Origin of the sequence: Pseudomonas paeninsulae, assembly GCF_035621475.1 — a bacterium.
Lineage (GTDB): Bacteria > Pseudomonadota > Gammaproteobacteria > Pseudomonadales > Pseudomonadaceae > Aquipseudomonas > Aquipseudomonas paeninsulae.
The window spans coordinates 4,588,000-4,607,230 of the sequence record NZ_CP141799.1; the positions used below are offsets into that span (position 1 = coordinate 4,588,000).

14 protein-coding genes are annotated in these 19,231 nt (G+C 63.7%); 12 read left to right on the forward strand and 2 right to left on the reverse strand.

All coding sequences use genetic code 11. The features are described from left to right. The first annotated feature begins 67 nt into the window (after positions 1 to 67). Positions 68 to 604 carry a PadR family transcriptional regulator gene (locus tag VCJ09_RS21120; protein WP_324731997.1) on the forward strand — a complete coding sequence of 179 codons (537 nt, stop codon included), beginning with the start codon at positions 68 to 70 and terminating at the stop codon, positions 602 to 604. 62 nt (positions 605 to 666) lie between these two features. On the opposite strand, the gene VCJ09_RS21125 is transcribed toward VCJ09_RS21120, so the two are convergent. Next, positions 667 to 1,512, reverse strand: a complete 846-nt coding sequence (locus VCJ09_RS21125; protein ID WP_324731998.1) for a 23S rRNA (adenine(2030)-N(6))-methyltransferase RlmJ — start codon at positions 1,510 to 1,512, stop codon at positions 667 to 669. A 257-nt stretch (positions 1,513 to 1,769) separates the two neighbouring features. Here VCJ09_RS21125 and VCJ09_RS21130 point away from each other — a divergent pair, with 257 nt between their 5' ends. From VCJ09_RS21130 to selO, 6 genes are all read left to right on the forward strand, one after another. Further along, entirely contained in the window at positions 1,770 to 2,963 is a 1,194-nt protein-coding gene (locus tag VCJ09_RS21130) for a YbfB/YjiJ family MFS transporter (RefSeq protein WP_324731999.1), read from the forward strand. Then, entirely contained in the window at positions 2,960 to 4,006 is a 1,047-nt protein-coding gene (locus tag VCJ09_RS21135) for an NAD(P)H-dependent flavin oxidoreductase (RefSeq protein ID WP_324732000.1), read from the forward strand. Before VCJ09_RS21130 ends, VCJ09_RS21135 begins: the two co-directional genes overlap by 4 nt. Positions 4,007 to 4,127: 121 nt before the next feature. Then, positions 4,128 to 5,945: an acyl-CoA dehydrogenase gene (locus VCJ09_RS21140; protein WP_324732001.1), complete on the forward strand. Its 1,818-nt coding sequence runs from the start codon at positions 4,128 to 4,130 to the stop codon at positions 5,943 to 5,945. 327 nt (positions 5,946 to 6,272) lie between these two features. Next, on the forward strand, positions 6,273 to 8,018 hold the full coding sequence (locus VCJ09_RS21145) for a potassium/proton antiporter (protein ID WP_324732002.1): 1,746 nt from the start codon (positions 6,273 to 6,275) through the stop codon (positions 8,016 to 8,018). 81 nt (positions 8,019 to 8,099) lie between these two features. Next, positions 8,100 to 11,510 carry a mechanosensitive channel MscK gene (mscK, locus tag VCJ09_RS21150; RefSeq protein WP_324732003.1) on the forward strand — a complete coding sequence of 1,137 codons (3,411 nt, stop codon included), beginning with the start codon at positions 8,100 to 8,102 and terminating at the stop codon, positions 11,508 to 11,510. A gap of 78 nt (positions 11,511 to 11,588) precedes the next feature. Next, on the forward strand, positions 11,589 to 13,049 hold the full coding sequence (gene selO / locus VCJ09_RS21155) for a protein adenylyltransferase SelO (RefSeq protein ID WP_324732004.1): 1,461 nt from the start codon (positions 11,589 to 11,591) through the stop codon (positions 13,047 to 13,049). Here the strand turns inward: selO and VCJ09_RS21160 are convergent. After that, positions 13,033 to 13,743, reverse strand: a complete 711-nt coding sequence (locus tag VCJ09_RS21160; RefSeq protein WP_324732005.1) for an aspartate/glutamate racemase family protein — start codon at positions 13,741 to 13,743, stop codon at positions 13,033 to 13,035. The genes selO and VCJ09_RS21160 overlap by 17 nt on opposite strands. A gap of 231 nt (positions 13,744 to 13,974) precedes the next feature. Between VCJ09_RS21160 and VCJ09_RS21165 the strand changes: the two genes are divergently transcribed. The 5 genes from VCJ09_RS21165 (at position 13,975) to VCJ09_RS21185 (ending at position 19,119) form a co-directional block, all read left to right on the forward strand. Continuing rightward, positions 13,975 to 15,771: an SLC13 family permease gene (locus tag VCJ09_RS21165; protein ID WP_324734707.1), complete on the forward strand. Its 1,797-nt coding sequence runs from the start codon at positions 13,975 to 13,977 to the stop codon at positions 15,769 to 15,771. A 130-nt stretch (positions 15,772 to 15,901) separates the two neighbouring features. Then, a complete protein-coding gene (locus VCJ09_RS21170) occupies positions 15,902 to 17,179 on the forward strand; it encodes a bifunctional O-acetylhomoserine aminocarboxypropyltransferase/cysteine synthase (protein ID WP_324732006.1) in 1,278 nt (425 codons plus the stop codon). Between the two features lie 78 nt (positions 17,180 to 17,257). After that, the gene (gene trxC, locus VCJ09_RS21175; RefSeq protein ID WP_324732007.1) at positions 17,258 to 17,692 is read left to right on the forward strand and encodes a thioredoxin TrxC; all 435 of its coding nucleotides are present in this window, start codon (positions 17,258 to 17,260) and stop codon (positions 17,690 to 17,692) included. Between the two features lie 99 nt (positions 17,693 to 17,791). Then, a complete protein-coding gene (locus VCJ09_RS21180) occupies positions 17,792 to 18,235 on the forward strand; it encodes a PaaI family thioesterase (RefSeq protein WP_324734708.1) in 444 nt (147 codons plus the stop codon). An 86-nt stretch (positions 18,236 to 18,321) separates the two neighbouring features. Then, positions 18,322 to 19,119, forward strand: a complete 798-nt coding sequence (locus VCJ09_RS21185; RefSeq protein ID WP_324732008.1) for a universal stress protein — start codon at positions 18,322 to 18,324, stop codon at positions 19,117 to 19,119. The last annotated feature ends 112 nt before the right edge of the window (positions 19,120 to 19,231 follow it).

Below are 19,231 nucleotides of genomic sequence, written 5' to 3' on the forward strand. Positions count from 1 at the left end.
CAATGCAACTTTTTGCATAATCCGTATACTGCGGCGCTCGCCCCCATCGATCCGGTGAACGCTATCCATGTCGCTCAAGCACGCCATCCTCATCCTCCTGGAAAGTGAACCCGGCAGCGGCTACGACCTGCTCAAGCGCTTCAAGGATGGCCTCGGCTATTTTTGGAATGCCAAGCACCAGCAGGTCTACCTGGAACTGAAAAAGCTCAACGAGGCCGGCTGGCTGGAATTTGAAGCGCAGACGCAGGAAACCCGCCCGGACAAGAAGGTCTACCGCCTGACACCGGCCGGCCACACAGAATTACTGCGCTGGCTCGCCGAGCCGGTGCAGCCCAACAAGATCAACGATGCGTTGCTGGTAAAGCTGTACGCGGGCGCCCATACCACGGAGGACAACCTGCGCGAGGAAATGCACCGGCACGTGGCAGTGCACCGCAAGACATTGGACAGCCTGCTGGACATCGAGCGTGAGTATCTCGCCCAGCCGCAAGACCGCCGCGCCGCTCTGCGCCTGCCCTACCTGACCCTGCGCCGCGGCATACTCGGCGAACAGTCCTGGCTGGACTGGGCCGCGGAAGTCGAGCTGGAACTGGCTCGCGCATAACGCGACAGCCCACCCCGGCATAGCGATCAAATGTGCAGGGGTTGAGCCCAACACGACCCCATCTAGGGGGCCTTTTCCTCGATCAGCCAATCCATCCGCCAGCCGGCCTGGCTTTGCCCGAGCAAAGTGGTCAGCCAGGGCAGGATCTGCTTGAGTTCGTCCTCCAGGCCCCAGGGCGGATTGCTGATCACCAGGCCGGAACCGTTCAGGCGTTGCGCGTCATCGGCGGGGTGCACATAGAGTTCGATGCGCAGCAGCGTGGGCGCATTGCTCTTTCCCAGGTCGCGGTAGAAGCGTCTGAGCTGGCCCAGCTCCTTGATCGGGTACCAGATCGCCACCACCGCCTGGCGCATCCGGCCAATGGCTTCGTTCAACGCCTGCACGCAGCGCTCCGGCTCATCGGCCTGCTCGAAGGGCGGATCGATCAGCAGCAGCACGCGCTTTTCGCGGGTCGGCAGCAAGGCCCGCGGCACATGCCAGCCTTCACCCAGGTGCACGGCAACACGGCGGTCACCGGCCATATTTTCCTTGAGCAGGCGACCGTCTTCCGGGTGTTTCTCGTTGAGGTGCAGACGATCCTGTTCGCGCGTCAGCATGCGCGCCAGCTCCGGCGAGCCGGGGTAATGTCGCAGCACGCCGCCGGGGTTCATGGCGCGAATCACTTCCAGGTAATCGACCAGTTGATCCGGTACATCCTCGGCCTGCCACAGCCGGGCGATGCCCTGCAGCCATTCGCCGGTGCGGCTGGCCTGGTCCCCCGCGAGGTCGTAGAGCCCCACGCCTGCGTGGCTGTCGAGGTAGGCGAAGGGCGCCTCCTTGCGTGACAGCAAGGCGATCAGGCGACTCAAGATAACGTGTTTCAACACATCGGCATGGTTGCCGGCATGGAAGGCGTGGCGGTAGTTCATGGTGGCGGGGCTCCTCAGGCCGCACAGCTTAACAGGTGCCCTGACTTGGCGTGCTAGCGGATCGATTACCCCAGTGGCGCCCGCAACAACTCGAGCAGGCGCTCCAGGGCGGCATGTTCGACGGCATCACGACGACGCATCAGCAGGGTCGACGCTGCCTCGGCTTGATTAAAAGCGAACAACAGACGCAGTACTCTTCACTGGCAGTATTGATTCGGCAACCGTTAAGGTAGCCGGATTATCCGAAGAGCATCTTTATGCAGCAGGCATCGCCCCGCCAAATCTTTCTCGCCCTGTTCGCTGGCAGCGCTGCCCTGGTGGTGGTGCATGCCCTGGGGCGCTTCGCCTTCACCCCGCTCCTGCCACACTTGCTCGGCGACCAGCTGTTCAGCCTGGAACAGGGCGCGCACCTGGCTAGCTGGAACTACCTCGGCTACCTGCTCGGCGCACTATTGGCCCTGACCCTGTACACGCCATCACGCCTGCGTCTGGCGCTGCCGCTGGCCCTGCTGCTGAATGCCCTGCTGACTCTGGCGCAAGGTTTCTGCGACGACTATCTACCGCTGCTGGGGTTACGCCTGGCCAATGGCATCAGTAACGGTGTGGTCTTCGTGCTGGCTCCGGCCCTCGTGCTGGAGTGGCTGGCCCAACGCCAACGCGCCAGCCTCAGCGGCCTGGTCTACCTCGGCTTCGCCGCCGGGCTGATGCTGGCCGGCTGGCTGGCCGACGCGCCCGCCAGCTGGCTGCACGGCCCCGAACGCTGGTGGCCGGTAGCCGCCTTTGCCCTGCCACTGGCTCTGCTCAGCGCCTGGTTGCTCAGTCGCCTGCATCTGCAGCAGCGTCAAGGCGGGGGCGTCGTAACCCGCAGCCGCTTGTTCGATCGCGCCAGCACGCCGTTGTTTCTGGCCTACGCCGGCGCCGGCCTGGGCTACATCCTGCCAATGACGTTCTTGCCAACCCTGGCGCAGGAACAATTACCCGCCGGCCATGCCCTGATCAGCGGTGCCTGGCAATGGAGCGCCCTGGCCTGCCTGCTCTCTATCCCTCTGTGGAATGCCCTCGGCGTTCGCGTCGGCGACCGTCATGCCTTGCTTGCCACCTATCTGCTGCAATCCCTGGGCTGCGCCGCTCCCCTGCTGTACCCAGGCGCCGCCGGCGTACTGCTCTGCGCGCTGCTGGTGGGCGGCACGTTTATGGGTAGCGTACTGCTGACCCAGCGCCTGGCGCGCACCCTACAACCGCATCAGGGGCCACGTCTGTCGGCCGCGCTGATTGCCCTGTACGGCGGTGCGCAACTAGCCGGCCCCTGGCTGGCCGGGGTATGGCTGGGCGCAGGCGGCAGCCTCACACAAAGCTTCGCACTGGGCGTCGCCGCGCTGTTATGGGCGCTCGTCTGGACCTGGCAAACCCCAGCCTGTACTCACCCGGCATCAGGAATCCCGCACCCATGACCCTGCAATCGCTGTTCGACTGTCAATGGCCAATCATCCAGGCGCCCATGGCCGGCGCGCAAAACCACAAGCTCGCCGCTGCGGTGTGCAATGCCGGCGGTCTGGGATCGCTGCCCTGCGCCATGCTCGACGCCAGCGGCTTGCGCGCTGAACTGGCAGCCCTCAAGGCCAAGACCGCCCAGCCGTTCAACCTGAACTTCTTCTGCCATACCCCGGCAGCCGCCGAGCCGCAGCAGGAAGCTGCCTGGCGCAACAGCCTCGCACCCTATTACCACGAGTTAGGCGTCGATCCGGCCAGCATCAGCGCTGGCGCCGGCCGACAGCCGTTCAGTGATGAGATGGCCAAGGTAGTCGAAGAATGCCGCCCGGCGGTGGTGAGCTTCCATTTCGGTCTGCCCTGCGCCGAATTGCTGGCCCGCGTCAAAGCCTGCGGGGCGAAGGTGCTCAGTTCAGCGACCACGGTCGAGGAAGCGCTCTGGCTACAGGAACATGGCGTCGATGCGATCATCGCCCAGGGCCTGGAAGCCGGCGGCCATCGCGGCCACTTCCTCGATATGGACCTGAGTCGCCAGTGCGGCACCTTCACCCTGCTGCCGCAGATCGTTGCGGCGGTGCGACTGCCGGTGATTGCCGCGGGCGGCATTGCCGATGCCCAAGGCGTGCGCGCGGCCATGGCCCTGGGCGCGGCCGGGGTGCAGATCGGCACGGCCTACCTCTGTTGCCCGGAAGCGACCACCAGCGCCGTGCACCGCAGCGCACTGCGCAGTCCGCAGGCGCGGCATACCGCCCTGACCAACCTGTTCAGCGGCCGCCCGGCGCGGGGCATCGTCAACCGGCTAATCCGTGAGCAGGGGCCGATCAGTCCCGTGGCCCCGGGCTTTCCCTTGGCCACTGCCGCCATCGCACCCTTGCGCGCCAAGGCGGAAAGCCAGGGCAGCGGCGATTTCTCGCCACTCTGGGCCGGGCAGAATGCCAGCGGCTGCAAGAACATTGGCGCAGCCGAACTGACCGCAGAACTGGCTAAAGGCTTTGTGGCTCGGTAGCCCGTGGCTTTATGGAGGCGCTGCAACCCGGCCCTACAGCCCGCTATCACGCTGATTGATAGTGCTGGGAGCAGCGCTCGCGGCTGCTTAGACTCGGCAGATTGCAACCGGAGGTATAAGCATGTCCGAGTCCCTGCTCAGTTCCCGTAACCTGGCCTTCGAGCTGTACGAAGTGCTGGACGCCGAAGGCCTGACCCAGCGCGAGCGCTTCGCCGAGCACAGCCGCGAGACCTTCGATGCGGCCATCGACACCGCGCGCAGCATCGCCGAAAACCTGTTCGCCCCGCACAACCGCAAGAGCGACGAGCACGAGCCCGAGTACGTCGACGGCGCCGCGGTGCTGATCCCCGAGGTCAAGCCGGCGGTCGACGCCTTCCTCGAGGCCGGCTTCCTCAACGCCACAAGAGACTTCGAAACTGGCGGTATGCAGTTGCCCAACCTGCTGTCGCAGGCCTGCTTCGCCCACTTCCAGTCGGCCAACGCGGCGACCACCTCCTATCCGTTCCTGACCATGGGCGCGGCCAACCTGATCGAGACTTTCGGCAGCACCGAGCAGAAACAGCGCTTCCTGCAGCCGATGATCGACGGCCGCTTCTTCGGCACCATGGCCCTGACCGAACCGCATGCCGGCTCCTCGCTATCGGATCTGCGTACCCGCGCCGAACCGGCCGGCGACGGCACTTACCGGCTCAAGGGCAACAAGATTTTTATCTCTGGCGGCGATCACCCATTGAGCGAGAACATCGTGCATATGGTGCTGGCCAAGCTGCCGGACGCACCGCCCGGGGTGAAGGGCATCAGCCTGTTTATCGTGCCCAAGTTCCTGGTCGGCGACGACGGCTCGCTGGGGCCGCGCAACGACGTGGTGCTGGCCGGGCTGTTCCACAAGATGGGCTGGCGCGGCACCACCTCCACCGCACTGAACTTTGGTGATAACGGTGGGGGCGATAACGGCGGCTGCGTCGGCTATTTGGTGGGCAAGCCGCACCAGGGCCTGAGCTATATGTTCCAGATGATGAACGAGGCGCGCATCGGCGTCGGCATGGGCGCGGTGATGCTCGGCTACGCCGGTTACCTGTATTCGCTGGACTACGCCCGCCAGCGTCCGCAAGGCCGCCTGCCGGATGGCAAGGACCCGACCTCGAGCCAAGTGGCGATCATCGAGCATGCCGACGTGCGGCGCATGCTGCTGACCCAGAAGGCTTACGTCGAAGGCGCCTTCGACCTCGGCCTGTATGCCGCGCGACTGTTCGACGACACCCAGACCCTGGAAACCGCAGAACAGCGGCGCATTGCCCTGGAGTTACTGGACCTGCTCACCCCCATCGTCAAATCCTGGCCCTCGGAGTTCTGCCTCAAGGCCAACGAGCTGGCGATCCAGATCCTCGGCGGCCACGGCTACACCCGCGATTACCCGGTGGAACAGTACTACCGCGACAACCGCCTCAACCCGATCCACGAAGGCACCCACGGCATTCAGTCGCTGGATCTGCTCGGGCGCAAGGTGTCGATGAACGGCGGCGCGGCGCTCAAGCAACTGGTCAAGCTGATCCAGGCCTGCTGCCAACGCGCCAGCGCATATGAGTCACTGAACGCCCTGCGCCAGCCCCTGGAGCAACTGCTGGCGCGTCTGTCGGCGGTGACCCTGGCCCTGCTCGGCGATTTGATCAGCGGCAAGGTCAATGAAGGCCTGGCCAACTCGGCGCTGTACCTGAACGTCTTCGGCCATATGGTGATTGGCTGGCGCTGGCTGGAACAGGCGATCAAGGCCGAACAGGGTCTGGCGGCCGGCAACCCAGTCGACCGCGACTTCTATCGAGGCAAGCTGCAGGCCGCGCGTTACTTCCTCACCTGGGAAGTGCCGAGCTGCCAGCACAACCTGGCCATCCTCGAAGCGCGCGACGATACCTGCCTGGGCATGCAGGACAGCTGGTTCTAAGGCTGACAGCGCGACCGGCGCAGGGTGGGTTAGGCGCCTGCCTCGGTCGCCCATTGCATTCCACTCGCAATGGCGGCGTAACCCACCATTGCCGCCGACCGGGCTAACGCCTGGTGGGTTACGCGGCGCTCGACCTGCGAGGCAAAACGCCCCCCTTCCACCCGCGCCGCTAACCCACCCTAGGCACTCAAACACAGCAAACCACCAGCGGACGCCCCCATTTGATGAGCGGGGGGTTTTCTTGACAGTGAGACGAAGACGCAGGTTAGAATCGCTGGCACGCACCATGCATATCGATGCAGTCGCCTTCCGACCCGGAGTACCTCCTTGGACGCCAGCACCATCAATAATCTGTTCTTGATCGGTGCATTGCTGGTGGCCTTGAGCATTCTGGTCAGCGCCTTTGGCGCGCGCTTCGGCATTCCCATCCTGGTGATTTTCCTCGCGGTCGGCATGCTCGCTGGCGTTGATGGCCCAGGCGGGATCCTCTTCGAAAACTACCCACTGGCCTATCTGGTGGGCAACCTGGCCTTGGCGATCATCCTGCTCGATGGCGGCATGCGCACCCGCGTCTCCAGTTTCCGCGTAGCCCTGTGGCCCTCCTTGTCGCTGGCCACGGTGGGGGTGCTGATCACCGCCGGGCTGACCGGCATGGCCGCCGCCTGGCTGTTCAACCTGAGCTGGATGGAAGGCTTGCTGATCGGCGCCATCGTCGGTTCCACCGACGCCGCCGCGGTATTCAGCCTGCTCGGCGGGCGCGGCCTGAACGAGCGGGTCAGCGCTACCCTGGAAATCGAATCGGGCAGTAACGACCCGATGGCGGTGTTCCTCACCGTGACCCTGATCGCCATGCTTGCCAGCGGCCAGGATGGCTTGAGCTGGGCGCTGCCCCTGCAACTGCTGCAGCAATTCGGCATCGGCGCGCTGTTCGGCCTGGGCGGCGGCTGGCTGTTACTGAATCTGGTCAACCGCATGGAGCTGGCCAACGGCCTCTACCCCTTGCTGGTGGTCAGCGGCGGGCTGATCATTTTCGCCATCACCAATGTGGTGGGCGGCAGCGGCATTCTGGCCATCTACCTGTGTGGCCTGCTGCTCGGCTATCGGCCAATCCGCTCGCGTCACGGCATCCTGCACATGCTCGACGGCCTGGCCTGGTTGGCGCAGATCGGCATGTTCCTGGTACTCGGCCTGCTGGTCACGCCCCATGAACTGCTGCCGATTGCCCTGCCGGCGCTGGGCCTGGCCCTGTGGATGATTCTGTTCGCCCGCCCCCTGTCGATTTTGATTGGCCTGCTGCCATTCAAAGGCTTCCATGACCGCGAGCGCGTCTTTATTGCCTGGGTTGGCTTGCGTGGCGCGGTGCCGATCATTCTCGCGGTGTTCCCCCTGATGGCTGGCCTGGAGAATGCCCAGCTGTTCTTCAACGTGGCCTTCTTCATCGTCCTGGTCTCCCTGCTGCTGCAGGGCACCAGCCTGCCCTGGGCCGCCAAGCTGTTGCGCGTCACCGTGCCGCCAGAGCCGGCACCGGTATCGCGCGCCGGTCTGGACGTGCACCCGACCAGCCAGTGGGAACTGTTCATCTACCGGCTGGGCGCGGAGAAGTGGTGCATCGGTGCCGCCCTGCGCGAACTGAAGATGCCCGAGGGCACCCGCATTGCCGCGTTGTTTCGCGGCAAGGAACTGCTCCACCCCTCTGGCAGCACCCGCCTCGAAGCCGGCGACTTGCTCTGCGTGGTTGGCCACGAACACGACCTGCCAGGCTTGGGCAAACTGTTCAGCCAGGCACCGAAGCGTGGCCAGGACCTGCGCTTCTTCGGCGACTTTGTCCTGGAAGGCGACGCCGAACTCGGCGCGGTTGCCGCGTTGTACGGCCTGAAACTGGCCGACATCAACGGCCAGCAAGCGCTAGGCCGCTTTATCGCCCAGCAGATCGGCGGCGAACCGGTGATCGGCGATCAGGTCGAATGGCAGGGCCTGCTCTGGACAGTGGCGGCGATGGAGGGGAACAAGATCCGCAAAGTCGGCGTCAAATTCCCCGAAGGTAGCCGTCCAGGGCCAGGGCTGTTTCTCTGACCGGCTGCTGCCAACCTGCTGCGCCGCACTTTTCAGCAGCCTGTTAGACTCAACCTCTTTTCCAGCAGCACGATCGCGACCATGCCCTCTTTACGTCCCTATCTAGTCGTACTTCTGCTCGGGCTTTGCCTGAGTACGCCCTTGAGTCTCGCGGCCGAGTCGCCGAAAAGCGCCGATGTGCAGCGCAACCTGGAAAACCTGGCCGAGCGCAAAATGCCGGAAACCGAGCAGCTGGCGCTCAAGCAGACCCTGGAGAAGACCCTCGAGCTGCTCAATCAGCAAACCTACAGCGAAAAACGCCTGGTCGATCTCAAACAGCAACTCGAGCAGGCGCCGCAACTGATCAATGAAGCGCAGCGCGAACTGACCCGCCTCAAAGCCAGCCAAGCCACCCCGGTTACCCCGCGCTATGCCGATACGGCTGTGCCGCAATTGGAGCAACTGCTCAGCGAGCGCAATGTTCAGTTGAACGACTGGCAGAAGCAGATCATCGACGCCAACAGTCTGATCATCACCGCGCAGACCCGTCCCGAACGGGCACAGGGGGAGATCAGCAGCAATCAGACGCGGATTCAGGAGATCAACACTGCCCTGAAAAACGGTAAAGACGCCAACAAAGCACTGACTACCGAGCGCCGCGACCTGCTCAACGCGGAACTCGCCGCGCTCAATGCGCAGACCCAGCTGCGGCGCGAGGAACTGGCAGGTAACAGCCTGCTGCAGGACCTTGGCAGCAGCCAGCGCGACTTGCTCGATGAACGCATCAAGCGTCTGGAGCAGGAACTGCTCGAGCTGCAATCGCTGGTCAACGAAAAACGCCGGGCACAGTCCGAGAAAACCGTCGCCGAACAATCGATCGAAGCGAAAAAAGCCGGCTCCGACAAGCTCCTGACCAGCGTCAGCACGCGCAACCTCAAGCTGTCCGACTACCTGTTACGCTCCACCGAACGCCTTAACCAGCTGACCCAGCAGAACCTGCAAACCCGCCAGCAACTAGACGCGCTCAACCAGAGCGATCAAGCGCTGGACGAACAGATTGGTGTGCTGCAAGGCAGCCTGCTGCTGTCGAAGATCCTCTACCAGCAGAAGCAGGCCTTGCCCAAGCTGACGCTGGACAAAGGCCTGGCCGACGAAATTGCCGACATTCGCCTCTACCAGTTCGAACTGACCCAGCAGCGCGAGCAACTCAGCAACCCCGGCGACTATGTCGAGCAGCTGCTCGCCAAGCAGCCCGCCGAGAACGTCACCGCGGAATTGCGCGCGACCCTGTTTGAACTGATGAGCACCCGCCGCGAGCTGCTCAACCGTCTCAACCGTGAGCTCAATGCGCTGCTCAACGAATCGATCACCCTGCAACTCAACCAGAAACAGCTGCAAAGCACCGCCGGTGCCTTGCGCGCGACCCTGGATGAGCAGATGTTCTGGATCCCCAGCAACAAGCCCCTGGATCTCGATTGGTTCAAAAGCGTGCCACGCTTGCTGGAACGGCAGATTGCCGACCTGCCCTGGGGATCCAACCTGCGCGAACTGGGCGCCGGTTTGGTCGAGCGGCCGCTGTTGTTTCTGCCGCTGCTGTTGCTGATCGGCCTCCTACTGTGGAAACGCAGCTACCTGTACCTCAAACTCAGCGAACTGCATCAGGACATTAGCCACTTCAAGCGCGACAGCCAGCTGCACACACCTTTGGCCGTTTTCCTCAACATGCTGCTGGCGCTACCCGGCACCCTGTTCCTGGCGCTGTGCGGTTTCGCCTTGCAGATGGACGCCCGCGGACAGAACGCCAACCTCGGGGCGGCCATGTTCGAAATGGCCCAGGCCTGGCTGGTGTTCTACACCGTCTACCGGATCCTCGCCCCGGGTGGCGTGGCCGAACTGCATTTCCGCTGGCCACGAGCGCAGGTAAATTTCCTCCACAGACAGATTCGTTACCTGGGTCTGGTGGTACTGGCCCTGGCCGGCGTCGTCGCCGTTGCCGAACACCAACCCGCCAGCCTGGCCGATGATGTCATCGGGATTGCCGTGGTGCTGGGCTGTTACTGCCTGATGGCCTGGATGCTGCACAAACTGCTGCTGAGTGGCCCGGCCCGCGAGCAAGCCTCGGCATTCCGGATATTCCTCGGCCTGCTGTTCAGCCTGCTGCCGCTGGCGCTGATCATCGCGGTGGGCTTCGGTTACTACTACACCGCGCTGAAACTCAGCGACCGGCTGATCGACACGCTTTACCTGCTGATCATCTGGCTATTCGTCGAAGCGGCCTTCGTCCGTGGCCTCGGCGTCGCCGCCAGGCGTCTGGCCTACCAGCGCGCCACCGCCAAGCGCCTGGCGCAACAAGCCAGCGAAGGCGAAAGCGGCGACGTGGTGATCGAAGAACCAACCCTGGACATCGAACAGGTCAACCAGCAGTCGCTACGGCTGATTCGCCTGGCCCTGCTGGGCATCTTCATTGCGGGACTGTACTGGGTCTGGGCCGACCTGATTTCAGTGTTCGCCTACATGGACAACATCAGTCTCTATGAATACAGCAGCGGCAGCGGCGAAAACGCCAGTCTGGTACCGATCAGCCTCAGCGACTTGCTCAGCGCGCTGATCATCGTCGGTATCACCGTGGCTCTGGCGCGCAACCTGCCCGGCCTGCTGGAAGTCCTGGTGCTGTCGCGCCTGCATTTGGCACAGGGCAGCGCCTACGCCACCACCACCCTGCTGTCCTATGCGATTGTCGCCATCGGCTTCGTGGTCACCCTGTCGACCCTCGGGGTCAGCTGGGACAAGCTGCAATGGCTGGTGGCGGCGCTCTCAGTCGGGCTGGGTTTCGGCCTGCAGGAGATTTTCGCCAACTTTATTTCCGGCCTGATCATCCTGTTCGAACGCCCGGTACGCATCGGCGACGTGGTGACCATCGGCAATCTGTCGGGCACGGTCAGCAAGATCCGCATCCGCGCCACCACCATCACCGACTTCGACCGCAAGGAAATCATCGTACCGAACAAGACCTTCGTCACCGACCAGCTGGTCAACTGGTCGCTGAACGACACCGTCACCCGGGTGATCATCAAGATCGGCGTGGCTTACGAGACCGACCTGGAGCTGGCGCGCAAGCTGATGCTGCAAGCGGCCGAGGAAAATCCACGGGTGCTGCGCGATCCCGAGCCGCTGCTGTTTTTCCTGACCATCAGCCCCAGCACCTTCGACTACGAGTTGCGCTTCCATGTGCGCGAACTGGGCGACCGCAATGCCTCCACCGATGAAATCCTCACCCGCATCGCCTTGACCTTCCGCGAAAACGACGTCGAGATGGCCTTCAACCAGGTCGAAGTCATGGTCAAGAACCTGCAGGGCCAGGAACTCAACCTGGGCACCGGCAAGAGCACGCTCGGCGAACCCGCCAAGCCCGACCCCGAGGCCGTGCACAAACCCACACTTAAACTCGAATCCGAACCTGAAGCCGACCAGGATCCGATCACCCCAACGACGCCTGGTATCGATCCGACGTAAACATCTGACGTTGCTCGGGGTCTACCGTCCGAGCAACGTGCGGATCGTCGCAGTGCCCTGTCCTGCTGGAGTCTTACTTTGAAGTCGCTTACCGACCTGACCTTCGACAATCGCTTCGCCCGTCTCGGCGACGCCTTTTCCACCCATATATTGCCCGAGCCGATTGCCGAGCCGCGCGTGGTGGTGGTCAGCCAGGAGGCCATGGCCCTGCTCGACCTCGACCCCGGCGAAGCCGAGAGCGAGGTATTCGCCCAGTTGTTCGCCGGGCACACGCTGTGGAGCGAGGCCGAGCCGCGGGCCATGGTCTATTCCGGGCATCAGTTCGGCAGCTACAACCCGCGCCTGGGCGATGGCCGCGGCCTGCTGTTAGGCGAGGTGGTCAACCAGGCCGGCGAGTACTGGGATCTGCACCTCAAGGGTGCCGGGCAGACGCCCTACTCGCGCATGGGCGACGGCCGCGCGGTGCTGCGCTCATCGATCCGTGAATTTCTCGCCAGCGAACACCTGCATGCCCTCGGCATCCCCAGCTCACGGGCGTTGTGCGTCACCGCGTCGAGCACCCCGGTATGGCGCGAGAAACAGGAAAGCGCGGCCATGATCCTGCGCCTGGCGCAGAGCCATGTGCGCTTCGGCCACTTCGAGTACTTCTATTACACCCAGCAGCACGACCTGCTGAAACAACTCGGCGAGCATGTGCTGAGCTGCCACTTCCCCGCGTGTAAAGAACAGCCGGAACCCTACCTGGCCATGTTCCGCGAGGTGGTCGAGCGCAACGCCGAGTTGATCGCCCACTGGCAGGCCTATGGTTTCTGCCACGGGGTGATGAACAGCGACAACATGTCGATCCTCGGTATCACCTTCGACTATGGCCCCTACGCCTTCCTCGACGACTTCGATAGCAAGCACATCTGCAATCACTCCGACGACACCGGGCGCTACAGCTTCAGCAACCAGGTGCCGATTGCCCAGTGGAACCTGGCGGCGCTGGGCCAGGCGTTGACTCCGTTGGTCGAGGTCGACGCCCTGCGCGAGGCCCTGGGCCTGTTCCTGCCGCTGTACCAGGCCCACTACCTTGACCTGATGCGCCGCCGCCTGGGCTTGCTCAGCAGCGATGCCGGCGACGACGCCTTGATCCAACGCCTGCTGCAACTGATGCAGAGCAGCGCGGTGGACTACACCCTCTTCTTCCGCGAACTGGGCGACAGCGCGCCCGACCAGTCTCTGGCCCGCCTGCGCGAAGACTTCACCGACCTCAACGGCTTCGATGCCTGGGCCGATGATTACCGTGCCCGCAGCCAACAGGATGGTGGCGATCAGCAACAGCGCCGCGCGCGCATGCACGCGGCCAACCCCAAGTACATCCTGCGCAACTACCTGGCCCAGCAAGTCATCGACGCCGCCGAGCAAGGTGACTATGGCCCGGTACGCGAACTGCACGCGGTGCTCAGCCGACCGTTCGACGAGCAACCCGGCTTCGAGCGCTACGCCCAGCGCCCGCCGGAATGGGGCAAGCACCTGGAGATCAGCTGTTCGTCGTAGCAGGCCCCAGCAACCACTCCAGCCCCATCGCCACGTGCAGCTCGGTGCTGTCGAGCAACGGCAGCGCCGCGCACGCGCCTTCGAGCAGCAGGCCGATCTCGGTGCAACCGAGAATCGCCACCTCGGCGCCCTGCTCATGCAAGCGCGTCAGGCAATCCAGGTAGAACGCCCGAGCACTGTGCTGGAACTGGCCCTGACACAGTTCGGCGAAAATCACCCGATCGATTTCGTCCATTTGCGCGGGAAGGGGGACAACCACCTGGATGCCGAAGCGCTCGGCCAGGCGCTCACGGTAGAACGCCTCCTGCATGGTGAAACGGGTACCGAGCAAAGCCGCGCGCGTGACCCCCTGGCGCTGCAGCGCCTGACCGACCGCATCGCCGATATGCAGCAGGGGAATGTCCAGCGCCGCCTCGATGGCCGGCGCCACCTTGTGCATGGTGTTGGTCGCCAGCAGCAGCGCCGTCGCACCGGCACGCTCCAGCCCTTGGGCCGCAGTCGCCAACTGCCGCCCCGCAGCATCCCAGTCGCCCAGTTGCTGCAGCTCGGCGATCCCGGCGAAGTCCACCGAATGCAGGAGCAAGGGCGCCGAGTGCAGGCCGCCGAGGCGCTCGCGCACGCCCTGATTGAGCAGGCGATAGTAGCTCGCGGTGGACTCCCAGCTCATGCCACCGAGAATGCCTAACTGGCGCATCGGTCATCTCCTTCACGAAAACCCGAGCCTAACTGGCCAATGGCCGGCTGACACAGAGACAGTGCACGAGCAGAGCAGCGGTACAGCCTTATCTATTAAACCGAAAAGGCATATAAACCTTCTCAAACATTCTTAGACTCTCTAAGCCGCAACCCTTATCTTCAGCGCCTCGCGTGGCCGCCCTTGAGCGTGCCCGCTACCTCACACAAGATTCGCACGCTAAGGACGTTCATGTTCTGGGACTCGCTACCCCTGCCCTTGCTGTTTGTCGGCGCCCTGCTGGTCTGGCTGCTGTATGCCTTCGTGCGCGAGAAGTGGAGCCCGGACATAGTCGCGGCGATTGCCGTGGCGGCGCTGCTGGTCACCCAGTTGCTCGAACCCAAGGAAGTCCTCAGCGTGCTGAGCAACTCGGCGCCGGTGACCATCGCCTGCATGTTCGTACTGTCGGCCGCCCTGGAGCGCACCGGCTGCATCGACGCCCTGGGCAACTGGCTGGGCAACCTGGTTGGCACCAGCCCGATTCGCGTACTCACCGGCCTGACGCTCACCGCCCTGGTGATTTCCGCCTGCCTGAACAACACCCCGGTGGTGGCCATCCTGACCCCGGTGGCCATCGCCCTGGCCCGCCGCGCCAACACCCTGCCATCGAAGCTGCTGATCCCGCTGTCCTACGCCACCATCCTCGGCGGCACCCTGACCATGATCGGCACCTCGACCAACATCCTGGTCGACGGCGTGGCACGCAAGGCTGGCCTGGAGCCCTTCGGCATCTTCGAGATCACTGGCGCCGGACTGATCCTCGCCACGGTCGGCATGCTCTACTTGCTGACCATCGGCCGCCATCTGCTGCCGGATCGGGAAACCCTGTCCAAGCAATTGCGCCCCGACCTCGATCGCACCTTCATGACCGAGCTGCTGGTGCCACACGGCTCGCCGGTGATCGGCAAGACCTTGAGCGAGGCCAACCTCAACGGCGGCAACGGCTTGCAGGTGCTCAAGCTGTTTCGCGAGGATCAGGAGCTGACCGAGCCGGGCCACGACACCCCGCTCGCCAGCGGCGACCGCTTGCTGCTGCATGGCCAGGTGAAAAACGTGGTGGAGCTGCGTGAAAGCGGCCATCTGACCTTCAACCGCGGCGACGCCTTCGAGACCATCAGCAGCCACGACGTGATCCTCGCCGAGGCCATAGTCGGGCGCAATTCACGCTACAGCCACCGGCCCATGCGCGACCTCGACCTGACCGCGCGCTACGGCATCGCCGTGCTCGCCGTGCACCGCCAGGATGAGAATATCCAGGGCAACCTCGACGACTTCGAGCTGCAATTCGGCGACGTGATGCTGGTCGAGGGCACCCCAGCGCAAATCAAACGTTTCGCCGACAATGGCGAACTGATCAGCCTCAACGCCGTGCAGGAGCGCGCCTTCCGCCGCGACAAGGCACCGATTGCGATCATTGCCACGTTGTCGGTGATGCTGCTCGCCGCCTTCGGCGTGATGCCCATCGAAGGCCTGGCGATCATCGGCGCGGTGACCGTGCTGGCAACCCGCTGCCTGGACGTGGAAGACGCCTACAAGGCAGTGGACTGGAAGATCCTCAGCCTGATCTTCGGCATGCTGGCGATCAGCATCGCCATGGACAAGGTCGGCCTGGTCAAGCTGATGGTGGAGAACGTCATGGGCCTGATGCCTTGGGCCGGGCCACTGCTGATGCTGTCGTTCATCTACCTGTTCACCTCGATCCTCACCGAGATGCTGTCGAATAACGCCGTGGCGGTATTGGTCACCCCCATCGCCATCGGCCTGGCCCAGCACCTGGGCGTCGATCCACGGCCCTTCGTGGTGGCGGTGATGTTCGCCGCCAGCGCCAGCTTCGCCACGCCCATCGGCTACCAGACCAACACCTTCGTCTACAACGCCGGTGGCTACCGCTTCACCGACTTCATGAAGATCGGCATTCCACTCAATCTGCTGCTCTGGGTGGTCGCCAGCTTCGTCATCCCCTGGTTCTGGCCACTGACGCCGGTGTGAGCGATTGCGCGACATCTGGTCCGCATCAATTGAGCTGATGTCGCTGCAATTTTATTGCCGCAGATCATTGACCCGGATTGGCCTCCCTCGCCATGCTGCGCCTCTTTCAATCGCCTGAAGGAACGCCCGCATGAAACTGGAAACCCTGGTCATCCACGCCGGCTACAGCCCCGACCCGACGACCAAGGCGGTGGCGGTGCCGATCTACCAGACCACCTCCTACGCCTTCGACGACACCCAGCACGGCGCCGACCTGTTCGACCTCAAGGTCGCCGGCAACATCTACACGCGGATCATGAACCCCACCACCGACGTCCTGGAAAAGCGCGTGGCGGCCCTGGAAAACGGGGTCGGCGCGCTGGCCGTGGCTTCCGGCATGGCGGCCATTACCTATGCCATCCAGACCATTGCCGAAGTCGGCGACAACATCGTCTCGGTGGCCAAGCTGTATGGCGGCACCTACAACCTGTTCGCCCACACCCTGCCGCGCCAGGGCATCGAAGTGCGCTTCGCCGCCCATGACGACATCGCGGCCCTGGAAGCGTTGATCGACGATAAAACCAAGGCGGTGTTCTGCGAGTCCATCGGCAACCCGGCCGGCAACATCATCGACCTGCAAGCGCTGGCCGACGCGGCCCACCGCCATGGCGTGCCGCTGATTGTCGACAACACCGTGGCCACGCCGATGCTCTGCCGGCCGTTCGAACACGGCGCCGACATCGTGGTGCACTCGCTGACCAAGTACATGGGCGGCCACGGCACCAGCATCGGCGGCATCGTGGTCGACTCCGGCAAGTTCCCCTGGGCCCAGCACCCGGAGCGCTTCGCCCTGCTCAACACCCCGGACGCCTCCTACCACGGCGTGACCTACACCGAGGCCTTCGGCCCGGCCGCCTTCATCGGCCGCTGCCGGGTGGTGCCGCTGCGCAACATGGGCGCGGCCATCTCACCCTTCAACTCCTTCCTGATCCTGCAAGGCCTGGAAACCCTGGCCCTGCGCATGGAGCGTCACTGCGAGAACGCGCTCAAGGTGGCTGAATTCCTCAAGGCACACCCGCAGGTGGCCTGGGTGAAGTACGCCGGCCTGAGCGATCATCCCGAGCATGAGCTGGCGCAAAAATACTGCCAAGGCAAACCGGCCTCGATCCTATCCTTCGGCATCGTCGGCGGCCAGGCGGCCGGCGCGCGCTTTATCGATGCGCTCAAACTGGTGGTGCGCCTGGTCAACATCGGCGACGCCAAGTCGCTGGCCTGCCATCCGGCGTCCACCACCCACCGCCAGCTCAACGACGAGGAACTGGCCAAGGCCGGGGTGCCGCGCGACATGGTGCGCCTGTCGGTCGGCATCGAACACAGCGACGACATTCTTGCCGACCTGCAACAGGCACTGCAGGCCGCCGGGGATTGAAGGTCACCCGGCGGGATCAGCCTTGATAAGTGCACCGGTCGACTCCAGATAAGGGCTATCCCGTCTCTGGAGTCGCTCATGTCCAACCCGCTGCTGATCCCCTGCCCAAGCTGCAATGGCCTCAACCGCATCCCCGCCGAGCGCCTGGGCGACAATCCGCGCTGCGGGCGCTGCAAGCATGCAGTGGTGGCGAGTACACCGTTCGAACTGACCCAGGCCAACTTCGCCAGCCAGCTCAAGGGCGACCTGCCGTTGCTGGTGGATGTCTGGGCCGACTGGTGTGGCCCCTGCAAGGCCTTCGCGCCGACTTTCAACCAGGCGGCCAGCCAACTGCAGGGCCGCTGTCGCCTGGGCAAGCTGGACAGCGAGGCCAACCCGCAACTGTCCAGCCAACTGGGCATTCGCTCGATCCCCAGCCTGATCCTGTTCAAGGGCGGTCTTGAAGTGGCCCGCCAGAGTGGGGCGCTGCCGCTGCCGCAATTACTCGGTTGGTTGCGTGAGCAAGGTGTCTGAACGAATCGGTCAATCCGCGGCTGGCATTGCGGTCATTACCCAACGGCCGCTCAACCTTTAAGTTGACCTGACCATCACCCAGGGAGCCGAACAATGCCGATGCCGATGCCTATTGAACTGGTGCGCCAACTCACCGAAGAGCAGATCGCCTTCGTTAAACGTAGCGGTCTCAAGGCCGAAGTGCTCGAACCGGGCCACGTGCGTCTGTGTATGCCGCTTACCGGTAACCAGAACCATATCGGCAGCATGTACGCCGGCGCACTCTTCACCCTGGCGGAGATCCCCGGTGGTGCACTGTTTCTCACCAGCTTCGACAGCCAGCGCTTCTACCCGGTGATCAAGGAAATGAACCTGCGCTTTCGCCGTCCGGCCTTGGCCGATATTCACGTCGAGGCCCGGCTCGATGCCGAGCAGATCGACCGGCTGCAGAGCGAGGCGCAATCCAAGGGCAAGGCCGATTACCTGCTGGAATTGCAGCTGACCGACGCCAGTGGCGAAATAGTGGCCGAGAGTCGCGGCCTCTATCAATTACGTGTTCACTGACGCCTGGCCTTGCCTTGAATCAAAAGAACGACTATTGCTTGATGGATAATAAATCGCCGACATCCATCGGCCGGAGATTTGCCCCAATGTTCACCCATATCCTGATTGCCCATGATTTGCGCGACACGGCCGATATGGCCCTGTGCCGCGCCACCCAGCTGGCGCAGCAGCACAACGCCAAGCTGACGATATTGCACGTTCTCGATCCCACCCAGAGCAGCAAGGAGCACGAGCAGGCCCAGCAGTCTCTGGACCGCAGCCTGACCCGATACGCCCCGCCGGGCAGCAAACTGCGCCTGATCAGCGGTAAACCTTCCGAGATGGTGCTGCAGCAAGTGCAGGAACTGGGTTGCGACCTGCTGGTACTCGGCGCCCACCATCAGCGCCATGATTTCTTCTCCGGCACCAGCCTGGACCGTATCGCCAGGAACTGCAGCGTGCCGCTGCTGCTGGTGGCGCGCAATGAACCCCAGCCCTACCAGCGCGCCCTCGCCGCCATCGACTTCTCCCTCTGCGCTTGCAGCGCACTGGAGCAGGCCTATCGCCTGCTGCCAGCAACGGCCGAACTGCATGCACTGCACGTGTTCGAGCCGGACAAGGGCACGGCCAAGCAAGTCGAGGCGCAGTTGCAGATCCAGCGCGCCTTGATCGACCAGCTGCTGCAGGACGAAGCACAGATCCTGCCCGCCGATGGTCCGAGCCTGACCCATTCGGTGCAACAAGGCGGCATTCTGCGCAAACTGCAGGAACAGCTGAAAACCCGCCGCAGCGAGCTGTTGGTACTCGGCAGCCATGGCCGCAGCGCCTTTTCCCAGGCATTGCTCGGCAGCCTGGCGCAGCATTTCCTGCACAAGGCGCCCTGCGACATTCTGGTCGTGCGCTAAATAGCCATCAGCCGAACAAAACAACAAAAAGGCGCCAGTGGCGCCTTTTTGTTGGCTATATCCCTGCTGAGGGTCGCAAGCCCAAGGCTCCGCCGCCCGTTACCCGTCGATA

Bases quoted from the DNA above. Each gene is read 5' to 3' on its own strand.
- VCJ09_RS21125 (WP_324731998.1), bottom strand. From the start codon at position 1,512: ATGAACTACCGCCACGCCTTCCATGCCGGCAACCATGCCGATGTGTTG.
- VCJ09_RS21135 (WP_324732000.1), top strand. From the start codon at position 2,960: ATGACCCTGCAATCGCTGTTCGACTGTCAATGGCCAATCATCCAGGCG.
- trxC (WP_324732007.1), top strand. From the start codon at position 17,258: ATGTCCAACCCGCTGCTGATCCCCTGCCCAAGCTGCAATGGCCTCAAC.
- VCJ09_RS21185 (WP_324732008.1), top strand. From the start codon at position 18,322: ATGTTCACCCATATCCTGATTGCCCATGATTTGCGCGACACGGCCGAT.
- VCJ09_RS21180 (WP_324734708.1), top strand. From the start codon at position 17,792: ATGCCGATGCCTATTGAACTGGTGCGCCAACTCACCGAAGAGCAGATC.
- VCJ09_RS21165 (WP_324734707.1), top strand. From the start codon at position 13,975: ATGTTCTGGGACTCGCTACCCCTGCCCTTGCTGTTTGTCGGCGCCCTG.
- VCJ09_RS21170 (WP_324732006.1), top strand. From the start codon at position 15,902: ATGAAACTGGAAACCCTGGTCATCCACGCCGGCTACAGCCCCGACCCG.
- VCJ09_RS21160 (WP_324732005.1), bottom strand. From the start codon at position 13,743: ATGCGCCAGTTAGGCATTCTCGGTGGCATGAGCTGGGAGTCCACCGCG.
- VCJ09_RS21120 (WP_324731997.1), top strand. From the start codon at position 68: ATGTCGCTCAAGCACGCCATCCTCATCCTCCTGGAAAGTGAACCCGGC.
- VCJ09_RS21130 (WP_324731999.1), top strand. From the start codon at position 1,770: ATGCAGCAGGCATCGCCCCGCCAAATCTTTCTCGCCCTGTTCGCTGGC.
- VCJ09_RS21140 (WP_324732001.1), top strand. From the start codon at position 4,128: ATGTCCGAGTCCCTGCTCAGTTCCCGTAACCTGGCCTTCGAGCTGTAC.
- mscK (WP_324732003.1), top strand. From the start codon at position 8,100: ATGCCCTCTTTACGTCCCTATCTAGTCGTACTTCTGCTCGGGCTTTGC.